The sequence below is a fragment of the Altererythrobacter chaiwopuensis genome (assembly GCF_054957735.1).
On record NZ_JBTXJF010000001.1, the window covers coordinates 105,076 to 121,676 of the forward strand.

The following is a 16,601-nucleotide window of genomic DNA, read 5'->3' on the forward strand; positions in this document are numbered from 1 at the left end:
CCTGTGTCCGGCTTTTGAGCCGGACAAGCGGTGGCGAAAGCACCTGCCTGCGCCTACATAAAGGACCAGACTTTAGCCCGCACTCAGCGCTAGATCGGACCCATCTTGACCGACGATACCGAAACCCTTCCGCCGCCTCACCCACTGGGTGAATTCGAACGCATCGACATCGTCGATGAGATGAAGGCAAGTTATCTCGATTACGCGATGAGCGTAATTGTGAGCCGCGCCCTGCCTGACGTGCGCGACGGATTGAAGCCGGTGCATCGCCGGATCCTGTTCGCCAGCCAGGAAGGCGGCTTTGTCGCGGGCCGTCCCTATCGCAAGAGCGCCAAGATCGTCGGCGACGTGATGGGTAACTATCACCCGCACGGCGACAGTGCGATCTATGACGCGCTGGCGCGTATGACGCAGCCTTGGTCGATGCGCGTCCCACTGGTCGATGGCCAGGGGAACTTCGGTTCGATGGATCCCGATCCCCCGGCCTCGATGCGCTACACCGAAGCGCGCCTTGCCAGAGTCGCCAATAGCCTGCTTGACGATCTCGACAAGGATACTGTCGATTTCGCCGATAACTATGATGGTTCGCGCCGAGAGCCTACGGTCCTGCCGGCGCGCTTCCCCAATCTGCTCGTCAATGGTGCAGGTGGGATCGCGGTGGGCATGGCTACCAATATTCCGCCCCACAATCTGGGCGAAGTGATCGCCGGTTGCCTGGCATTCATTGATAACCCTGCGATCACGACTGAGGAACTGATCGAATATATCCCGGGGCCAGACTTCCCGACCGCCCCCCTGATACTGGGACAATCGGGCGCGCGGGCCGCCTATACCACCGGGCGCGGTTCGGTGCTTATGCGCGCGAGGCACGAGATCGAAGCGACGCGGGGCGCAAAAAGCGAAGGCCGTCAGTCGATCATCTTCACTTCGATTCCCTACCAGGTCGGCAAATCCGGGCTGGTGGAGAAGATCGCCGAGGCGGCCAAGGACAAGCGGATCGAGGGCATTTCCGATATTCGCGACGAAAGTTCGCGCGAGGGCGTGCGGGTGGTGATCGATTTGAAGCGCGATGCGTCACCCGAAGTCGTGCTCAACCAGATATGGCGATACACGCCGGCTCAGGCGAGTTTCCCGGCCAATATGCTGGCGATCAAGGGAGGGCGCCCCGAAGTGCTCACTCTGCGTGACATCATCCAGGCCTTCATCCAGTTCCGCGAACAGGTCATCACCCGGCGCACCAAGTTCGAACTCAACAAGGCTCGCGACCGTGCGCATATATTGCTGGGCCTGGTGGTTGCGGTTTCGAACCTTGATGAAGTGGTCGCAATAATCCGCGGTTCGTCCAATCCCGCCGAAGCACGGGCAAAATTGCTCACCCGTGACTGGCCGATCGGCAATATCGCCCAATATATCCGCCTGATTGAAGCGATGGACCCCGATGCCGATCAAGAGGGAGGCACATATCGCCTTAGTGAGCGGCAAGTAAAGGCCATCCTCGATCTGCGCCTGCATCGCCTCACTGGGCTTGGCCGCGATGAGATAGGCGGTGAGCTGAAAGAGCTTTCCCTGGCGATCGAGGAATTCCTCTCGATTCTGGCGGACCGCGCCAAGCTGTACGGCTTGATGCGCGAAGAGCTAGAGGAAATCCGCGCCACCTATGCGACGCCGCGCGTATCCGAAATCGCTCCCGCATGGGATGGGCTCGAAGACGAGGACCTGATTGAGCGCGACGAGATGGTCGTCACCGTCACCCATGATGGCTACATCAAGCGTACCCCGCTCTCCACCTTCCGCGCGCAGCGCCGCGGGGGTAAGGGCCGCGCAGGCATGTCCACCAAGGACGAAGATGCCGTGCGGGAGATGTTTGTTACCAGCACGCACAATCCCGTGCTGTTCTTCTCGACATCGGGCAAGGTCTATCGGCTTAAAGTCTGGAAACTGCCCGAAGGCGGACCCAATACGCGCGGTCGGCCGATCGTGAACATGCTTCCTGCCCTGGAAGATGGCGAGACAATCCGCACCGTATTGCCGCTGCCGGAAGACGAAGCAAGCTGGGGTGCGCTTTCGGTGGTATTCGCCACTGCCAAAGGCAACGTCAGGCGCAACAGCATGGACGCCTTCACCAACATTCCATCGAACGGCAAATATGCCATGAAGTTCGACGATGCCAGCGATGACAAGCTGATCGGAGTGGCCTTGCTCGAGGCCGCCGATGATGTGCTGCTCGCCACGCGCCAGGGCAAGGCGATCCGCTTTGCGGGTGATGATGTCCGCGAGTTCACCTCGCGCACCTCAACCGGCGTTCGGGGCATGAAATTGAAGGCCGATGATGAAGTTGTTTCGCTTTCGATCCTCCACCGTGTCGGCACCGACGCAGACGAACGCGAGCAATATGTGAAATTCGCGCCGTGGAAGGCCGAGAAAGAAGGTGAGCCCGAACTCGATCCCGCGCGCTTTGCGGAGCTCGTCGAGAATGAGCAATTCATCCTTACTGTCTGCGCCAATGGCTATGGCAAGGTTTCGTCCGCCTATGAATATCGGCGCATCGGGCGCGGCGGCCAAGGCATCGTCAACATTGACAATATCAAGCGCAACGGCCCGGTGGTGGCGAGCTTCCCGGTTCGCCACGACCAACAACTGATGCTGGTAACCGACCAGGCCAAGCTGATCCGCTTGCCGCTTGGCCTGCGCCATCTGACCGATGACGAAGATGCTGCTGAAAAAGCATTCCGCGTGATCGGGAGAAGCTCGGCCGGCGTGCGGCTGTTCAACGTGTCAGAAGACGAAACCATTGTCAGCGCAGTGCTGATCGATGAAACCGAGGCGCCCGAAAACGAAGCGGAAGAAGCCGTGGTCGAGGAAATGGCAGGGCGCGGCAGCGAAGAGACGACACCTTACACGCCGCCGCAATCCGACCGGGACATCGAAGGCGAGCCAGGCGGATGACGCTCACCGTGATTCCGTCAGGCCAGATTTGCGGCGCGCGCGTCTCTGGAATTGACCTGATGGAAGAACTCTCGCCTGCGCTGATTGCCGAGATCCGAACAGCATGGCTCAAGTACAAAGTGCTCGCCTTTGCCGACCAGAGCATGGACGATGACGCGCTTGAACGCTTCACTATTGCGATGGGCGGATTTGGCGAGGATCCGTTCTTCGCTCCCATCGAAGGTCGTGAACACATTGCTGCAATCCTGCGCGAGGCCGACGAGCAGACACCCCTCTTTGCCGAAAACTGGCATAGCGACTGGAGCTTTCTTGCGGCTCCGCCGGCCGGAACCTGCTTGCTCGCTATCGAGATTCCGCCGACCGGTGGCGACACATTGTTCGCGGATCAGGTTGCGGCATTCGCAGCGCTGCCTGACCGCCGCAAGGAGTATCTGCGGACGCTAATCGCGATCCATAGCGCCCAAATGGCGTACGCACCTGAAGGGGCTTATGGCGATAAGGACCGGGGCCGTAGCATGGCGATTCGGCCAGATGAAAGCGCGCGCGCCACGCAGCTTCATCCGCTAGTGCAACGCCATCCTGAAACCGGTGAGGAAGCGCTGTTTTCTACCCTAGGCTATATCGTCGGGATCGAAGGCATGGCACAAGCCGATGCGATCGGCATTCTGTCTGAACTTGCCGAATGGCAAGGCCGTGAGGAGTTTATCTACCGCCACCGGTGGGAACCGGACATGCTGGTTATGTGGGACAACCGCTCTGTCCTGCACAAGGCAACTGGTGGTTACGAAGGCTACCGGCGTGAGCTGCACCGCACGACCATTGCGGGTTGGACGGCCTAGATAGTTGAATACAGAAGCTTGGTGGCGATATTCCAGCGCCGACCCAATCACATTAACATGTTACAAATTGATCTTGTAGTCACATTATAATGTGCTAGAATTGCCGTATGAGCACAACGATCATTGAACAAGTCCGCGATCTCGTAAACAGAGGCAAACTTACCCGCGCCGGCCTGGCCCGTGCTGCGGGTCTGCATGCCAATACCCTGCGCGACTGCACAGAGGCCAGCTGGAATCCAACTGCTGAGACGCTTGCCAAGCTGGAGAATTTCCTGCTGCAAAGCGACGACCGCCCCGCCCTCGTTTCAATCGAGGAAATCATTGACGAAGCGCGCAATGGCCGCATGTATATCCTGGTCGATGATGAGGATCGCGAGAACGAAGGTGATTTGATCATCCCCGCACAAATGGCAACACCCAATGCGGTCAACTTCATGGCGACGCATGGGCGCGGACTGATCTGCCTGGCGCTCGCTCGCAAGCGCGTGGAGCAGCTCGGGCTTGAACCGATGAGCCGCAACAACAAGGAAAGCATGCAGACCGCTTTCACGATCTCGATCGAGGCGAAAGAAGGCGTAACCACAGGTATCTCGGCGGCTGATCGCGCGCGCACAGTTTCAGTCGCGATAGACTCCAGCAAAGGTCCGGAGGATATTGTCACCCCTGGCCACGTATTCCCGCTAGCGGCCCGCGATGGCGGCGTGCTGGTGCGCGCAGGCCACACCGAGGCGGCGGTCGATATCTCGCGCCTTGCAGGGCTCAATCCTTCCGGAGTGATCTGCGAGATCATGAACGAAGACGGTTCGATGGCACGGCTCGACGATCTGATCGGCTTTGCCCGCAAGCACGACCTCAAGATCGGCACTATCCGCGATCTGATCGAATACCGACGCCGTAACGATCACCTCGTCGAGCGGGTCGACGAACGCAGCTTTGAATCCGATTACGGCGGGCAATGGCGCCTCCTCACCTATCGCAACAAGGTTGACGGTAGCGAGGCCTATGTCCTGCAGAAGGGGCATGTCGTAGCGGGAGAGCCCACCCTTACCCGTGTACATCCGATCTCGGTACTCGACGATGTGCTGGGCCAACCCGGCCCGCGCAAGCGCACCCTCCAGCGCGCGATGCTGGCGGTGGGCGAGCATGGCTCGGGCGTGATCGTGATCCTGCGCGATCGCTCGGCTACCGGCACTTACAGCGATAGCGACGAAGAGCGCAATGTGGGGATCGGTTCACAGATACTGGCCGATCTCAATATTCACGAAATGATCTTGCTGACCAACTCGCAGCCCAATGTTGTGGCGATCGAAGGCTTTGGCCTCAACATCGCCAGCCTCATGCCAATCCCGGAGTAAACCGATGGCACGCATCCTGATAGTCGAAGCCCGTTTCTACGGTCATCTCAATGACCTGCTGATCGCCGGCGCGCGCGCTGCCATCGAAGCTGCGGGGTATAAGGTGGAAGTCATTACCGTGCCCGGCGCGCTCGAGATTCCGGGAGCGATCGCGCTCGCATCCGAAAGCGGCCAGTATGACGGCTTCGTGGCGATCGGCGTGGTGATCCGCGGCGAAACCTATCACTTCGAGATCGTCGCCGGGGAAAGCGCCCGCGCGATCATGGCGCTGACGATGGACGGGATCGCTATCGGTAATGGAATCCTGACGGTCGAGAACGAGCAGCAGGCGCTGGTCCGCGCCGACCCTGCGCAGAAGGACAAGGGCGGCGAAGCTGCCAAGGCCGCGCTCGCCATGCTTGAGTTGCAGCAGCGGTTCGGAGCTTAACCAGCCAGCCTTCCGAAGCACTGCGCGCCGGCGTAGACCGCGCTGGCGCCCAGCTCTTCCTCGATCCGGATCAGCTGGTTGTATTTGGCAAGCCGGTCAGACCGCGCGAGCGAGCCGGTCTTGATCTGCCCGCAATTGGTCGCAACCGCGAGGTCGGCGATCGTCGAATCCTCGGTCTCGCCCGAGCGGTGGCTCATCACCGAAGTGTATCCGGCGCGGTGTGCCATTTCGACCGCGGCCAGCGTTTCAGTGAGCGAGCCGATCTGGTTGACCTTCACCAGCAGTGAATTGGCAAGACCCTTGCCGATCCCCATTTCAAGGCGCTTTGGATTGGTCACGAACAGATCGTCACCCACCAGCTGGACCTTGCTGCCAATCTTGTCGGTCAGGATTTTCCAGCCATCAAGGTCGTCTTCGCTCATCCCGTCTTCGATCGAGCGGATCGGATAATCGGAGCACAGCGCCGCAAGATAGTCCGCCATTTCCTCGCTCGACAGCGAGGTGCCCTCACCCGCCATGTCATAGCGGCCATCGGCATAAAACTCGGTCGCCGCACAATCGAGCGCGAGCGCGACTTCGCTGCCGGGCTTGAAACCGGCCTGTTCTATTGAAGCCATGATGAAATCCAGCGCTGCGCGCGAACTGGCAAGATTGGGGGCAAAGCCGCCTTCATCGCCAACCGAGGTCGAGAGTCCCTTGTTCGAAAGGTTCTTCTTGAGGGTGTGGAAGATTTCCGAGCCCCATCGTACCGCCTCTGCCAGAGAATCCGCACCCACGGGCATGATCATGAATTCCTGGATATCAATCGGGTTGTCGGCATGCTCGCCGCCGTTGATTATGTTCATCATCGGCACCGGCAGGACGTGTGCGGCAACCCCGCCGAGATAGGAATAGAGCGGCAGCCCGCGCGCATTGGCTGCGGCCTTGGCCACGGCCAGGCTGGTGCCGAGGATAGCATTGGCTCCAATTCGGCCCTTGTTGGGCGTGCCATCGAGCTCGATCATGGCAAGATCGATATCGCGCTGGTCTTCCGCATCAAGGCCCAGGATCGTATCGGCAATCTCGGTATTTACTGCTTCGATCGCCTTGAGCACGCCCTTGCCCATATAGCGGGCCTTGTCGCCATCGCGCAGCTCAACCGCTTCATGCGCGCCAGTCGACGCGCCCGATGGAACCGCAGCTCGTCCGAAACTTCCGTCTTCCAGCAGCACATCGACTTCCACCGTGGGATTGCCACGACTATCAAGGATTTCGCGGCCGTGCAGATCGATAATCGCGGTCATGGGCAAGCTCCTGGCTCGATGTGTTGTAATTGGCTAAGACACCACCATATCGGGGATTGGCAGCGCTCTATGCGCCGGAACATCGCGGCGCAAGCCGCGTTACCTTATAAAACAGTTCGGCAAACGTATTCTTGCCGGATATAATCGAATTACTAGGCAAAGGACGGATCATGGTAGAGACGACCAAAAGCAAGACCCAAAAGAAACCCACCGCCAAGAAGGCGGCAAAGCCCGAAGCGGCCAGCAACAATACTGCAGAAGCCAAATCGCGCTTCAACGCGGCGCTTGATGAAGCTCGTGCCGGCGCGGCCGCACTTAAGGCTGAAGCTGGCGCGCGTGCTGGCGTGTATCGCGAACAGGTTCGTGACAAAGGTACCGATCTGGTTGCTGAAGCCAAGACCTATGGAAACGAAGCCAAGGCGAAGGCCGGCGAACTTGCCGTTGAAGGCAAAACCCGTGCCAGCGATGCCTTGGCATCTCTCGGCAAGATAGTGGCCGACACTGCGCCACAGATCGACGAGAGAATTGGCGAACAATATGGCGATTATGCCCGGAAAGCATCGCGCAGCCTGCAGGAAGCCAGCGCAAAGCTCGAATCCAAGAGCGTCGAAGAGATCGGCGAGGACGCGCGCGAACTCGTACGCAAAAGTCCTGGAACCGCGATCGGCATTGCCGCGATTTTCGGATTTCTGGTAGCCCGTTTGTTCCGCGGCGGGCGCGGCTGATCGTTTAGCATAGGGGGTTGGAAATGCGTGATGAGGATCGGCCTGATCCGCGCCCCGACGATGTAGATGACGAACTCGAAGCCGCGGTGCGCGGTGACGAGAGTGCCGGTTCGCCTTCCGGCCCTTCGCTGGTCGACGATGTCGCGGCGTTGGTTTCGGACAGCCGCAACTTCGTGCAGGCTGAAGTCGAATTCCAGAAAACCCGACTCGCGTTTGCGGCGAATCGCAGCAAGTCAGCCGTGCTGTCAGGCCTCTTCGCGCTGGCCTTTATCCACCTTGCGCTCATTGCGCTGGTGGTAGGCCTTGTCATCGCCCTGACTCCCCATGTCACCGCATGGGGCGCGACAGCGATTGTCGTGGGCCTTCTACTGCTTGGCGCCTTTATCCTTGTGATGCGCATGCAAAGCTCCACCCGCGAAATTGGAGAAGCATTCAATAACGCGAACGAGGATGCCGACAAATGAGCGACCTCAAGCGACAGTTATCCGAGGATCGGGCGATGCGTAATACGGCGCGATCGATCATTTTCGGCCAATTCCTGCGTGTACGCGAAGCCGTTTCCGGCAAGAGGATCGGCACCGAACTGGCCGACAAGGTGGTCGATGATGCGCTTGATCTGGCTGACCGCGCCGGGAGTGCTGCGCGCGCCAATCGTGGCCTGATCACGGCGATCGCGGGAGTTGTGGGAACGGGTGTAGCGCTGTGGCTGGCACGTAAACCGATTGCCGCACTGGTTGGTGGTGCGACCGAAGGCGACGATGGAGGGCCTCAGACAACAGAATCGTTCGACGAGGCCGACGCCAGCGTTCAAGAAGCAAACCCGAAAGCGGAAGACTATCATGACCAGTGAAGCAAATCGAACAGCCTTGCGCGAACGGATCGAGAAGGCGCAGCAGCGCCTCACGAACCGCCCAGCGAGCGAATATGCCCGCGACGCAGCGCACGAAGCGATCGATTTTGTCAAAGCCAATCCCCTGCTGGTGATTGGAGCTGCAGCCGCCCTTGGGCTAGCCTTGGGGACTTTGTCGCGCGGAGGGCGCAAGGCGGCCACCGCCACCGGTTTTCTGGGACGGATTGCCACCGATGCCGCAATTGCCTTTGCCCTGACTATGTACGAGCGCGCATCTGAACGCCGCGATGAAGCGGCACAGAATGAAGGCGACCTGCAGGATCTCGCAGCTGACTGAATCTGTGCCAGCGGGCTCTTGACCGCTCGGATTCTCCCGATCGTCCCGCTTTTGCTTGCCTGAGCCGCAGGCTAGGCTATGGCGCGCGCGATTCCCCAAGGAGATACGAAAATCATGGCTAAACATGAGGCAAAGCAACGGCTGCACCTGGTGATGGGTGGCCGCGTGAAGGATCCCCGTTCACTGGAATTCCAGGATCCGGAAAGCGTCCATGTCGTGGGCGTTTTCAGCAATTATGACGACGCGGTTGAGGCCTGGCGCGCTAATGCGCACCGCACAGTGGACGATGCCGAAATGAAATATGTCGTGGTCCATCTCCACCGCCTGCTCGAGCCGGAAGAATAGGTGCTCGGGACATGCCCTATACACTGCGCCTGTTTCGGAGCAGCGATGCTCCGCGCCTCGGTGAAATCTTCGCTGAGGCGGTTCGCGTAATTGGTGGGCGTGGATATTCACCGGAGCAAGTCGCCGCCTGGGCCGCGCGTTCGCCAGCGGCCGGGGAACGTATTCTGGAGCGTGCGGAACAAGGACATTGGATAATGGTCGCAGCCGAAACCAGTGACATGCCTGTTGCCTACGCCCTGTGCGAGCAGGACGGCCATTTGGACCATCTTTACTGCCATCCCGATCACACACGCCGGGGGCTCGCCGATCAATTGCTGGCCGCGGCAGAGGATCAAGCGCGCAAATGGGGATGTGCCCGCCTCTACACCGAAGCTAGCGAGCTGGCCCTGCCCGCTTTCGAGCGAGCGGGCTACCACGTCACGCATCGGCGCGACTTCGCGATCGAGCACAACGACCGGGAAGTGCCGATCCACAATTATGCGATGGAGAAAGCCTTAGTCTGAGCTCCTGCGAAAGCAGGAGCTCAAAAGTCTCTTCGCGCTGGATTCCTGCTTGCGTAGGAAATCATAAGCAATCAGATGAATTCGATCTTGTCGAGGAGGTAGAACCGGTCGCCCGATGGCACCGTGACCTCGATCTCGTCGCCTACTTGCCTGCCGATCAGCGCGCGAGCGATAGGCGAGTTGTAGGAAATCCGTCCCCGGTTCGCATCCGCTTCGGTCTGGCCGACAATCTGGTACTTTATCGGCTTGTCGTCTTCATCGAGCAGCGTCACAGTGGCTCCAAACACCACCTTGTCACCCGATAGGGTCGTCGGATCGATGATCTGTGCGCGGCTGACCTTGTCTTCGATCTCAGATATCTGCGCCTCGACCTGGCCCTGACGCTCTTTGGCGGCATGGTATTCGGCGTTTTCCGACAGGTCGCCATGCGCGCGAGCTTCCTCGATCGCATCGACAATTTTCGGGCGTTCCGCGCGCAGAACCTTGAGATCGGCCGTCAGCCGCTCATAGCCCTCAGCCAGCATCGGAACCTTTTCCATCGTAGCCATCCAGTCTTTCCTCCAGCGCCCTTCCCTTTGATATTCAGAGTTATTTCGGACGTGGCTGCTTCTGCCGAGGCAACCTTGGGAGCGTCGAAATTTGGGGAAAGAGCTAATGTTCGCTAGCTATAATAGTCCTGCAACGAGCGGACTTCAAGCTGGCTTGCGTTTACTGCATTAATTGCATTTGCCGCCGCAACAGAGGCAGCCGCCGTTGTATAATAGGGAATCTTCTCCGTCAGCGCTGATGCACGGATCGATTTCGAGTCCAGCAAGCTCTGCCACCCTTCAGTCGTGTTGAAGATCAGATCGACGTCTCCATCGATGATCCGGTCCACCACATGCGGCTGCCCTTCGGCCACCTTGTTGATGCGCTCCACCGGCAGTCCCTGCTCGGCCAGATAGGCCTGCGTTCCGCCGGTAGCGATGGCAGAGAAGCCCTGCTCGATCAACGTGCGCACCGCCGGAAGGATATGCGGCTTGTCGCTGTCTTTTACCGAAACGAACAGCGTGCCTTGAGATGGCAGGACCATCCCGGCAGCAAGCTGGGCCTTGAAGAAAGCGGCATCGAAACTGCGATCGATTCCCATCACTTCGCCGGTTGATTTCATCTCGGGGGAAAGGGCCGGATCGCTGCCCGGGAAGCGGCTGAAAGGGAACACCGCTTCCTTCACCGCCATATAGGGCAGGTCGCGCTTGAAGGGTTCAAAATTGGCAAGCATTTCGCCTGCCATCACCCGCGCCGCGATCTTGGCCACGGGCTGGCCGATCGCCTTGGCGACGAAGGGTACGGTGCGCGATGCACGCGGATTGACCTCGATCAGGTAAACCTCACCATCTTTCACCGCGAACTGGACATTCATCAGGCCTACGACCCCCAAGGCCCTGGCCAGTGCATCGGCCTGTTGCTCCATCTGATCGATGATATCCTTGGGGAGCGAATAGGGCGGTAGGGTACAGGCGCTATCGCCCGAGTGGACACCAGCTTCCTCGATGTGCTGCATTACCCCGGCAACCCGCACTTCTTCGCCATCGCACAGCGCATCGACATCGCACTCGATGGCATCACGCAGATATTGATCGACCAGCACCGGGCTATCGCCGGATACGTTCACGGCGGTACGGATATAATCGTCAAGCTGCGCCTCGCTGTCGACGATCTCCATCGCTCGCCCGCCCAGCACGTAGGAGGGACGCAGCAATACCGGATAGCCGATCCGCGCAGCCACTGCTGCCGCTTCGTCACGGCTATAGGCGATGCCATTTTCGGGCTGCTTGAGCTTGAGCTTGTTGACGAGCCGCGCGAAGCGCTCGCGGTCTTCCGCAAGGTCGATCGCATCGGGCGATGTGCCCAGGATCGGAATGCCCGCATCCTCCAGCGCCTGCGCCAGCTTGAGCGGGGTCTGCCCGCCGAACTGCACGATCACGCCGACCAGCTCGCCCTTCGACTGTTCGACGCGCAGGATCTCGAGCACGTCCTCTGCTGTCAACGGCTCGAAATAGAGCCTGTCCGATGTGTCGTAGTCGGTCGAGACTGTTTCCGGGTTGCAATTGATCATGATCGTCTCGAACCCGGCTTCCGCAAGCGCGAAACAGGCATGGACGCAGCAATAATCGAACTCGATACCCTGCCCGATCCGGTTTGGGCCACCTCCCAGGATAACCACCTTCCTGCGGTCTGAGGGGTTGGCCTCGCATTCGGGCTCGCCGAAGATCGGCGCTTCATAGGTCGAATACATGTAGGGCGTGATTGCCTCGAATTCGGCCGCGCAGCTGTCAATCCGCTTGAACACCGGGCGCACGCCGAGCTTTTCACGAAGCTTGCGCACTTCATCCTCGCTGGTGGCTCCTGCCATCGCTTGCAGCGCATCGTGCAGCAGTCCCGAACGCTTGGCCTGCGTTTCGCCCAGCCCGCCTGCGACACCGACCGAGCGCACTGCCAGCGTGGCGAGCCGCTTGTCCGAAAAGCCCATCGCCTTCAGCCGCCGCAACTCGGCTGCATCGCGCGGCAGCCCGTCTTCCGAAATCCGTTTTTCCGCCGCGATGATGCCTTCGATCTGGCGCAGAAACCACGGATCATAGGATGTAAGCGCGTGTATCTCCTCCACGCTCATCCCCTCGCGGAAAGCCTGCCCGACATGGAGCAGCCGGTCGGGTGTGCGCTTGCTCAGCGCGGCGGTAACGACTTCGCGTGATACGCCTTCGAGCGAAGGCACGCGGTTGAACCCGTCAAGCCCGGTTTCGAGCCCGCGCAACGCCTTCTGCACGCTTTCCTGGAAATTGCGCCCGATTGCCATGACCTCGCCGACCGACTTCATCGCGGTCGCTAGTTCGGGCTTCGCGCCCTTGAACTTCTCGAAGGCGAAACGCGGGATCTTTGTCACGACATAGTCGATCGTGGGCTCGAAGCTGGCGGGCGTAGCGCCGGTGATCTCGTTGGTGATCTCGTCCAGCGTGTAGCCCACCGCTAGCTTGGCCGCGACGCGCGCGATCGGGAAGCCGGTCGCCTTTGAGGCGAGCGCGGAGCTGCGCGATACGCGCGGGTTCATCTCGATCACGATCAGCCGGCCATCGGCGGGATTGACCGCGAATTGCACGTTCGAGCCGCCAGTTTCGACCCCGATCTCGCGCAGCACAGCAATGCTGGCATTGCGCATGATCTGGTATTCCTTGTCGGTCAGCGTCAGCGCGGGCGCAACCGTGATCGAATCCCCTGTGTGCACGCCCATCGGATCGACATTCTCGATGCTGCAGATAATGATGCAATTGTCATGGCGGTCGCGCACGACCTCCATCTCGTATTCCTTCCACCCCAGCAGCGATTCTTCGATCAGCACTTCAGTCGTAGGCGAAGCGTCGAGCCCTTCGCGCACGATCAGCTCGAACTCGGCCTTGTTATAGGCAATGCCGCCGCCGGTGCCGCCAAGCGTGAAGCTGGGGCGAATGATCGCGGGCAGCTTGGTCGTCTCAAGCACTTCAAGCGCTTGTTCCAGCGTGTGCGCGATGCCGCTGCGCGCGCTTTCGAGCCCGATCTTGTCCATCGCCTCGCGGAACTTCTGGCGGTCCTCGGCCTTGTCGATCGCCTCAGCATCGGCGCCGATCATGGTGACGCCATATTTCTCCAGCACGCCCATCTTGTTGAGCGACAGCGCGCAATTGAGCGCGGTCTGCCCGCCCATCGTCGGCAGCAGCGCATCGGGCCGTTCCTTGGCGATGATCTTTTCGACGATTTCTGGCGTGATCGGCTCGATATAGGTCGCATCGGCGAATTCGGGATCGGTCATGATCGTGGCCGGGTTCGAATTGACCAGCACGACGCGATAGCCCTCTTCCTTGAGCGCCTTGATCGCCTGCGTGCCGGAATAGTCGAACTCGCAGGCCTGGCCGATAATGATCGGACCGGCGCCAATGACGAGGATGGATTTAATATCTGTTCTTTTTGGCATTTAGGCCCTTGATGCTATCAAAAGCCCTTCCCCTTGGGGAAGGGTTGGGATGGGGGTTCGACGTTGGCTAAAAAGCGCCTCACACAAATTTCGCGCGACCTTCGTAATAACGCAACCGAAGCGGAAAAGCGCCTGTGGCTGCACCTGCGCGCAAGCCAATTTTACGGCGTGAAATTCACACGCCAGCTTCCGGTCGGCAGTTATGTGGTCGATTTCGCCTGCCGGAGCTTGCGGCTGGTAATCGAGCTTGATGGCGGACAGCACTCGGAAAACCCGTCTGACGACGCCCGAACCCGCATCATCGAAGCTCACGGTTATCGGGTCATTCGTTTCTGGAACAATGAAGTACTGGGGAACATGGATGGGGTACTGCAAGTGATCGCCGAGGAAATCGCCATCGCTCGAAACCAGCGCTGAAGTACTCCCCTTCCCTCGAGGGAAGAAGTCGGGAGATGGGTGTACCACGCCCGCCATCATGCCCCGCCCCATCACCGCCGAACCCCCATCCCCAGCCCTTCCCCGAGGGGAAGGGAGTTGATCGCACTACTTCTAGCCCCTTCCCTAGAGGGAAGGGGTTGGGGATGAGTGTACGACATTCCTGACAGGGCAACCCCCCACCCCCAGCCCCTCCCCACGGGGAGGGGTGTTCGGTGGATCGAGGAGATGTCAGTGCGTTTGGGCATTATTTGCTTTCGGGAGGTGTGATTTGACAGGAAGCAGTCAAGGGAATGCCTGTCGAGACATGTCCTCCGTCTTGGAAGGTTACCCCTTGAAGACCGCGCTCTTGCAGAATTTCATTACCGGGCATGACAACGATTTGTTCTGTACCTGCTTCGAGAACGAGTTCGAATGAGCCATCGCTAAACTCGTGATAGAATACGTCCACATTCAAAGAACGACCATTGTCGCGCTTGTCTTTCAGTATGCCGCGGTAATTCTCGACCCCAGCCTCCGAGTCATCCAATGGCTTCGCTATGATCTGTCTTACCATAGGGCTCGCGTCAGGACCGGGGCTCGCAATGTGTGAAAGTTCGCAATCCAAAGTCGGTTGCGGCTCCTCTGGAGGCAGTTGGCACCCTGCGAGCCCAATCACACAAACCGAAAGCGCATACGATGCGTATCTCACCCCAACATCCCCACGAATTTCTCGAACAAGTAGAAGCTGTCCTGCGGGCCGGGTGATGCCTCGGGGTGGTATTGCACACCGAAGGCACGTTTACCCTTGATCGAGATACCGCAGTTGGAACCATCGAACAGGGATACGTGGGTTTCGTCCACACTGTTAGGCAGAGTAGCAGCATCGACAGCGAAGCCGTGGTTCATCGAAGTGATCTCGACCAGCCCGGCGGTCTCGCCCCACCCTGCCCCCACGCGCTGGACCGGATGGTTCGCGCCGCGGTGGCCCTGGTGCATCTTCACTGTCTTCGCACCCGCCGCGAGGGCCAGTAACTGGTGCCCCAGACAGATACCGAAGAGGGGCACATCGCGCTCTAACAGGCCCTGAATCACCGGCACGGCATATTCGCCCGTCGCGGCCGGATCGCCGGGGCCATTACTCAGGAAAACGCCATCTGGCCCCAGCGCCAGCACTTCCTCGAGCGAGGTCTTGGCCGGTACCACGGTCACCTTTGCCCCGGCGCGGACGAGGTTGCGGAAGATATTGTCCTTCGCGCCGTAATCCACCGCGACAACATGCGGGCTACCGTCATCCCAGCGCACGCTGGGATCGCTCTCGTCCTGGTCTGAACCCGACCCCGGCTTTCGCTGGGGTGACGTCATTGTCTCATACCCTTCGCCCAGGTGCCAAATCCCGCCGGTCCATTCCTCGCTGGTCTCACGCGAAACGACCTGCGCCAGGTCCATCCCTTCCAACCCGGCCCAGCCCTGCGCACGATTGAGCAGCGCGGGGATATCGAACTTGCCATCCGGCGAATGCGCGATCACCGCATTGGGCGCGCCGTTCATACGGATGCGGCGCGTCAGGGCGCGCGTATCGACGCCGGACAGGCCGATCTTGCCATTCGCCGCCAGCCATTCAGTAAAGCCCTGAAGGCTGCGGAAATTGCTCGGCGAGGTCACGTCTTCGCGCACAATGCAGCCCACCGCGCCTTCAACCTTGCTTTCAACATCTTCCGGGTTCGTGCCGACATTGCCGATATGAGGGAAAGTGAAGGTGATGATCTGCGCTGCATAGCTGGGATCGGTCATCACTTCCTGGTAGCCGGTCATCGCGGTGTTGAAGCACACCTCGCCCACCGCTTCCCCCGTAGCGCCGAATCCCCTGCCCCAGACCACCGTGCCATCGGCCAGAACGAGGCAACCCGTCGCACCTTTTGGTTGCGCAGGTCGAGAGGCAGCAGAAGCCATTTGGGGCTCTCCGAGTCAGGGGTTTTCCGGCAATGTCGCTAAGCTTGAGCCGCTAGCCATCCCTTCCTGCCGCGTCAACCGCACTTGCGCTGAAATAACGACTAATCGGGGCACAATTCCCATTTTCGCGATTTGGCCCTATCAGCCCCAGCAAGCACCAACCAAAGGATACCAATTCATGCTTCGCGATGACATCAAAGCCGCCACCATTGTCGCCATGAAAGCGGGCGAGAAAGAGCGCACCGCCGCGCTCCGGCTGATCGGCGCCAAGATCAAGGACCGCGACATCGAAATGCGCACTTCGTCCAAGGAGATAGCAGACGATGATCTGATCATCGAAGTGCTGCAGAAAATGGCCAAGCAGCGGCGCGAATCGATCGAGATGTATGAACAGGGCGGCCGGCAGGAACTAGCCGACCAGGAACGCGGCGAACTTGCCGTGATCGAGGAATTCCTTCCCGCAATGATGGATGAAGCCGCAACCACGGCGGCGATCGAAGCCATCAAGGCAGAGCTGGATGCCAGCTCGATCAAGGACATGGGCCGGGTTATGGCCGAGCTCAAGGCACGCCACGGTGCAAAGCTCGACATGAGCAAGGCAAGCGGGCTGGTTAAAGCCGCGCTTTCCTAATATCGTCC

At 59.8% G+C, this 16,601-nt stretch carries 17 protein-coding genes; 12 read left to right on the forward strand and 5 right to left on the reverse strand.

Translation table 11 applies throughout. The annotated features are described in order from the left end of the window. Positions 1-105 precede the first annotated feature (105 nt). The 4 genes from gyrA (at position 106) to ribH (ending at position 5,567) form a co-directional block, all read left to right on the forward strand. On the forward strand, positions 106-2,946 hold the full coding sequence (gyrA, locus tag ACX3VQ_RS00490; RefSeq protein ID WP_462579006.1) for a DNA gyrase subunit A: 2,841 nt from the start codon (positions 106-108) through the stop codon (positions 2,944-2,946). After that, positions 2,943-3,785 (forward strand): TauD/TfdA dioxygenase family protein, encoded by an 843-nt coding sequence (locus tag ACX3VQ_RS00495; RefSeq protein WP_462579007.1) that lies wholly within the window; start codon positions 2,943-2,945, stop codon positions 3,783-3,785. The genes gyrA and ACX3VQ_RS00495 overlap by 4 nt, the downstream gene beginning before the upstream one ends. 107 nt (positions 3,786-3,892) lie before the next feature. Further along, the gene (ribB, locus tag ACX3VQ_RS00500; RefSeq protein ID WP_462579008.1) at positions 3,893-5,140 is read left to right on the forward strand and encodes a 3,4-dihydroxy-2-butanone-4-phosphate synthase; all 1,248 of its coding nucleotides are present in this window, start codon (positions 3,893-3,895) and stop codon (positions 5,138-5,140) included. A gap of 4 nt (positions 5,141-5,144) precedes the next feature. After that, positions 5,145-5,567: a 6,7-dimethyl-8-ribityllumazine synthase gene (gene ribH, locus ACX3VQ_RS00505; protein ID WP_462579009.1), complete on the forward strand. Its 423-nt coding sequence runs from the start codon at positions 5,145-5,147 to the stop codon at positions 5,565-5,567. Here ribH and eno read toward each other — a convergent pair. Beyond that, on the reverse strand, positions 5,564-6,850 hold the full coding sequence (gene eno, locus ACX3VQ_RS00510; protein ID WP_462579010.1) for a phosphopyruvate hydratase: 1,287 nt from the start codon (positions 6,848-6,850) through the stop codon (positions 5,564-5,566). The genes ribH and eno overlap by 4 nt on opposite strands. 170 nt (positions 6,851-7,020) lie before the next feature. Here eno and ACX3VQ_RS00515 point away from each other — a divergent pair, with 170 nt between their 5' ends. From ACX3VQ_RS00515 to ACX3VQ_RS00540, 6 genes are all read left to right on the forward strand, one after another. Then, complete coding sequence (locus ACX3VQ_RS00515) at positions 7,021-7,575, forward strand: hypothetical protein (RefSeq protein WP_462579011.1); 555 nt, start codon at positions 7,021-7,023, stop codon at positions 7,573-7,575. A gap of 23 nt (positions 7,576-7,598) precedes the next feature. Then, on the forward strand, positions 7,599-8,039 hold the full coding sequence (locus ACX3VQ_RS00520; protein ID WP_462579012.1) for a phage holin family protein: 441 nt from the start codon (positions 7,599-7,601) through the stop codon (positions 8,037-8,039). Next, complete coding sequence (locus ACX3VQ_RS00525) at positions 8,036-8,425, forward strand: hypothetical protein (protein ID WP_462579013.1); 390 nt, start codon at positions 8,036-8,038, stop codon at positions 8,423-8,425. The genes ACX3VQ_RS00520 and ACX3VQ_RS00525 overlap by 4 nt, the downstream gene beginning before the upstream one ends. Beyond that, positions 8,415-8,762 carry a hypothetical protein gene (locus ACX3VQ_RS00530; RefSeq protein WP_462579014.1) on the forward strand — a complete coding sequence of 116 codons (348 nt, stop codon included), beginning with the start codon at positions 8,415-8,417 and terminating at the stop codon, positions 8,760-8,762. Before ACX3VQ_RS00525 ends, ACX3VQ_RS00530 begins: the two co-directional genes overlap by 11 nt. A gap of 114 nt (positions 8,763-8,876) precedes the next feature. Further along, complete coding sequence (locus ACX3VQ_RS00535; RefSeq protein WP_462579015.1) at positions 8,877-9,107, forward strand: DUF4170 domain-containing protein; 231 nt, start codon at positions 8,877-8,879, stop codon at positions 9,105-9,107. Between the two features lie 11 nt (positions 9,108-9,118). After that, the gene (locus tag ACX3VQ_RS00540) at positions 9,119-9,610 is read left to right on the forward strand and encodes an N-acetyltransferase family protein (RefSeq protein ID WP_462579016.1); all 492 of its coding nucleotides are present in this window, start codon (positions 9,119-9,121) and stop codon (positions 9,608-9,610) included. A 71-nt stretch (positions 9,611-9,681) separates the two neighbouring features. On the opposite strand, the gene greA is transcribed toward ACX3VQ_RS00540, so the two are convergent. Continuing rightward, positions 9,682-10,158 (reverse strand): transcription elongation factor GreA, encoded by a 477-nt coding sequence (gene greA, locus ACX3VQ_RS00545; protein ID WP_462579017.1) that lies wholly within the window; start codon positions 10,156-10,158, stop codon positions 9,682-9,684. 113 nt (positions 10,159-10,271) lie between these two features. Beyond that, positions 10,272-13,595 carry a carbamoyl-phosphate synthase large subunit gene (carB, locus tag ACX3VQ_RS00550; RefSeq protein WP_462579019.1) on the reverse strand — a complete coding sequence of 1,108 codons (3,324 nt, stop codon included), beginning with the start codon at positions 13,593-13,595 and terminating at the stop codon, positions 10,272-10,274. A gap of 63 nt (positions 13,596-13,658) precedes the next feature. On the opposite strand from carB, the gene ACX3VQ_RS00555 reads away from it, so the two are divergent. Continuing rightward, the gene (locus ACX3VQ_RS00555) at positions 13,659-14,012 is read left to right on the forward strand and encodes an endonuclease domain-containing protein (RefSeq protein ID WP_462579020.1); all 354 of its coding nucleotides are present in this window, start codon (positions 13,659-13,661) and stop codon (positions 14,010-14,012) included. A gap of 265 nt (positions 14,013-14,277) precedes the next feature. Here the strand turns inward: ACX3VQ_RS00555 and ACX3VQ_RS00560 are convergent, their stop codons facing one another. Then, a complete protein-coding gene (locus ACX3VQ_RS00560; RefSeq protein WP_462579021.1) occupies positions 14,278-14,586 on the reverse strand; it encodes a hypothetical protein in 309 nt (102 codons plus the stop codon). 131 nt (positions 14,587-14,717) lie between these two features. Next, complete coding sequence (carA, locus tag ACX3VQ_RS00565; RefSeq protein ID WP_462579022.1) at positions 14,718-15,962, reverse strand: glutamine-hydrolyzing carbamoyl-phosphate synthase small subunit; 1,245 nt, start codon at positions 15,960-15,962, stop codon at positions 14,718-14,720. A gap of 178 nt (positions 15,963-16,140) precedes the next feature. Here carA and ACX3VQ_RS00570 point away from each other — a divergent pair, with 178 nt between their 5' ends. Then, complete coding sequence (locus ACX3VQ_RS00570; protein ID WP_462579023.1) at positions 16,141-16,593, forward strand: GatB/YqeY domain-containing protein; 453 nt, start codon at positions 16,141-16,143, stop codon at positions 16,591-16,593. The last annotated feature ends 8 nt before the right edge of the window (positions 16,594-16,601 follow it).

Coding starts and splice junctions, on each gene's coding strand:
- ACX3VQ_RS00495 (WP_462579007.1), top strand. CDS start 2,943: ATGACGCTCACCGTGATTCCGTCAGGCCAGATTTGCGGCGCGCGCGTC.
- ribB (WP_462579008.1), top strand. CDS start 3,893: ATGAGCACAACGATCATTGAACAAGTCCGCGATCTCGTAAACAGAGGC.
- ribH (WP_462579009.1), top strand. CDS start 5,145: ATGGCACGCATCCTGATAGTCGAAGCCCGTTTCTACGGTCATCTCAAT.
- eno (WP_462579010.1), bottom strand. CDS start 6,850: ATGACCGCGATTATCGATCTGCACGGCCGCGAAATCCTTGATAGTCGT.
- ACX3VQ_RS00515 (WP_462579011.1), top strand. CDS start 7,021: ATGGTAGAGACGACCAAAAGCAAGACCCAAAAGAAACCCACCGCCAAG.
- ACX3VQ_RS00520 (WP_462579012.1), top strand. CDS start 7,599: ATGCGTGATGAGGATCGGCCTGATCCGCGCCCCGACGATGTAGATGAC.
- ACX3VQ_RS00525 (WP_462579013.1), top strand. CDS start 8,036: ATGAGCGACCTCAAGCGACAGTTATCCGAGGATCGGGCGATGCGTAAT.
- ACX3VQ_RS00530 (WP_462579014.1), top strand. CDS start 8,415: ATGACCAGTGAAGCAAATCGAACAGCCTTGCGCGAACGGATCGAGAAG.
- ACX3VQ_RS00535 (WP_462579015.1), top strand. CDS start 8,877: ATGGCTAAACATGAGGCAAAGCAACGGCTGCACCTGGTGATGGGTGGC.
- ACX3VQ_RS00540 (WP_462579016.1), top strand. CDS start 9,119: ATGCCCTATACACTGCGCCTGTTTCGGAGCAGCGATGCTCCGCGCCTC.
- greA (WP_462579017.1), bottom strand. CDS start 10,158: ATGGCTACGATGGAAAAGGTTCCGATGCTGGCTGAGGGCTATGAGCGG.
- carB (WP_462579019.1), bottom strand. CDS start 13,595: ATGCCAAAAAGAACAGATATTAAATCCATCCTCGTCATTGGCGCCGGT.
- ACX3VQ_RS00560 (WP_462579021.1), bottom strand. CDS start 14,586: ATGGTAAGACAGATCATAGCGAAGCCATTGGATGACTCGGAGGCTGGG.
- carA (WP_462579022.1), bottom strand. CDS start 15,962: ATGGCTTCTGCTGCCTCTCGACCTGCGCAACCAAAAGGTGCGACGGGT.
- ACX3VQ_RS00570 (WP_462579023.1), top strand. CDS start 16,141: ATGCTTCGCGATGACATCAAAGCCGCCACCATTGTCGCCATGAAAGCG.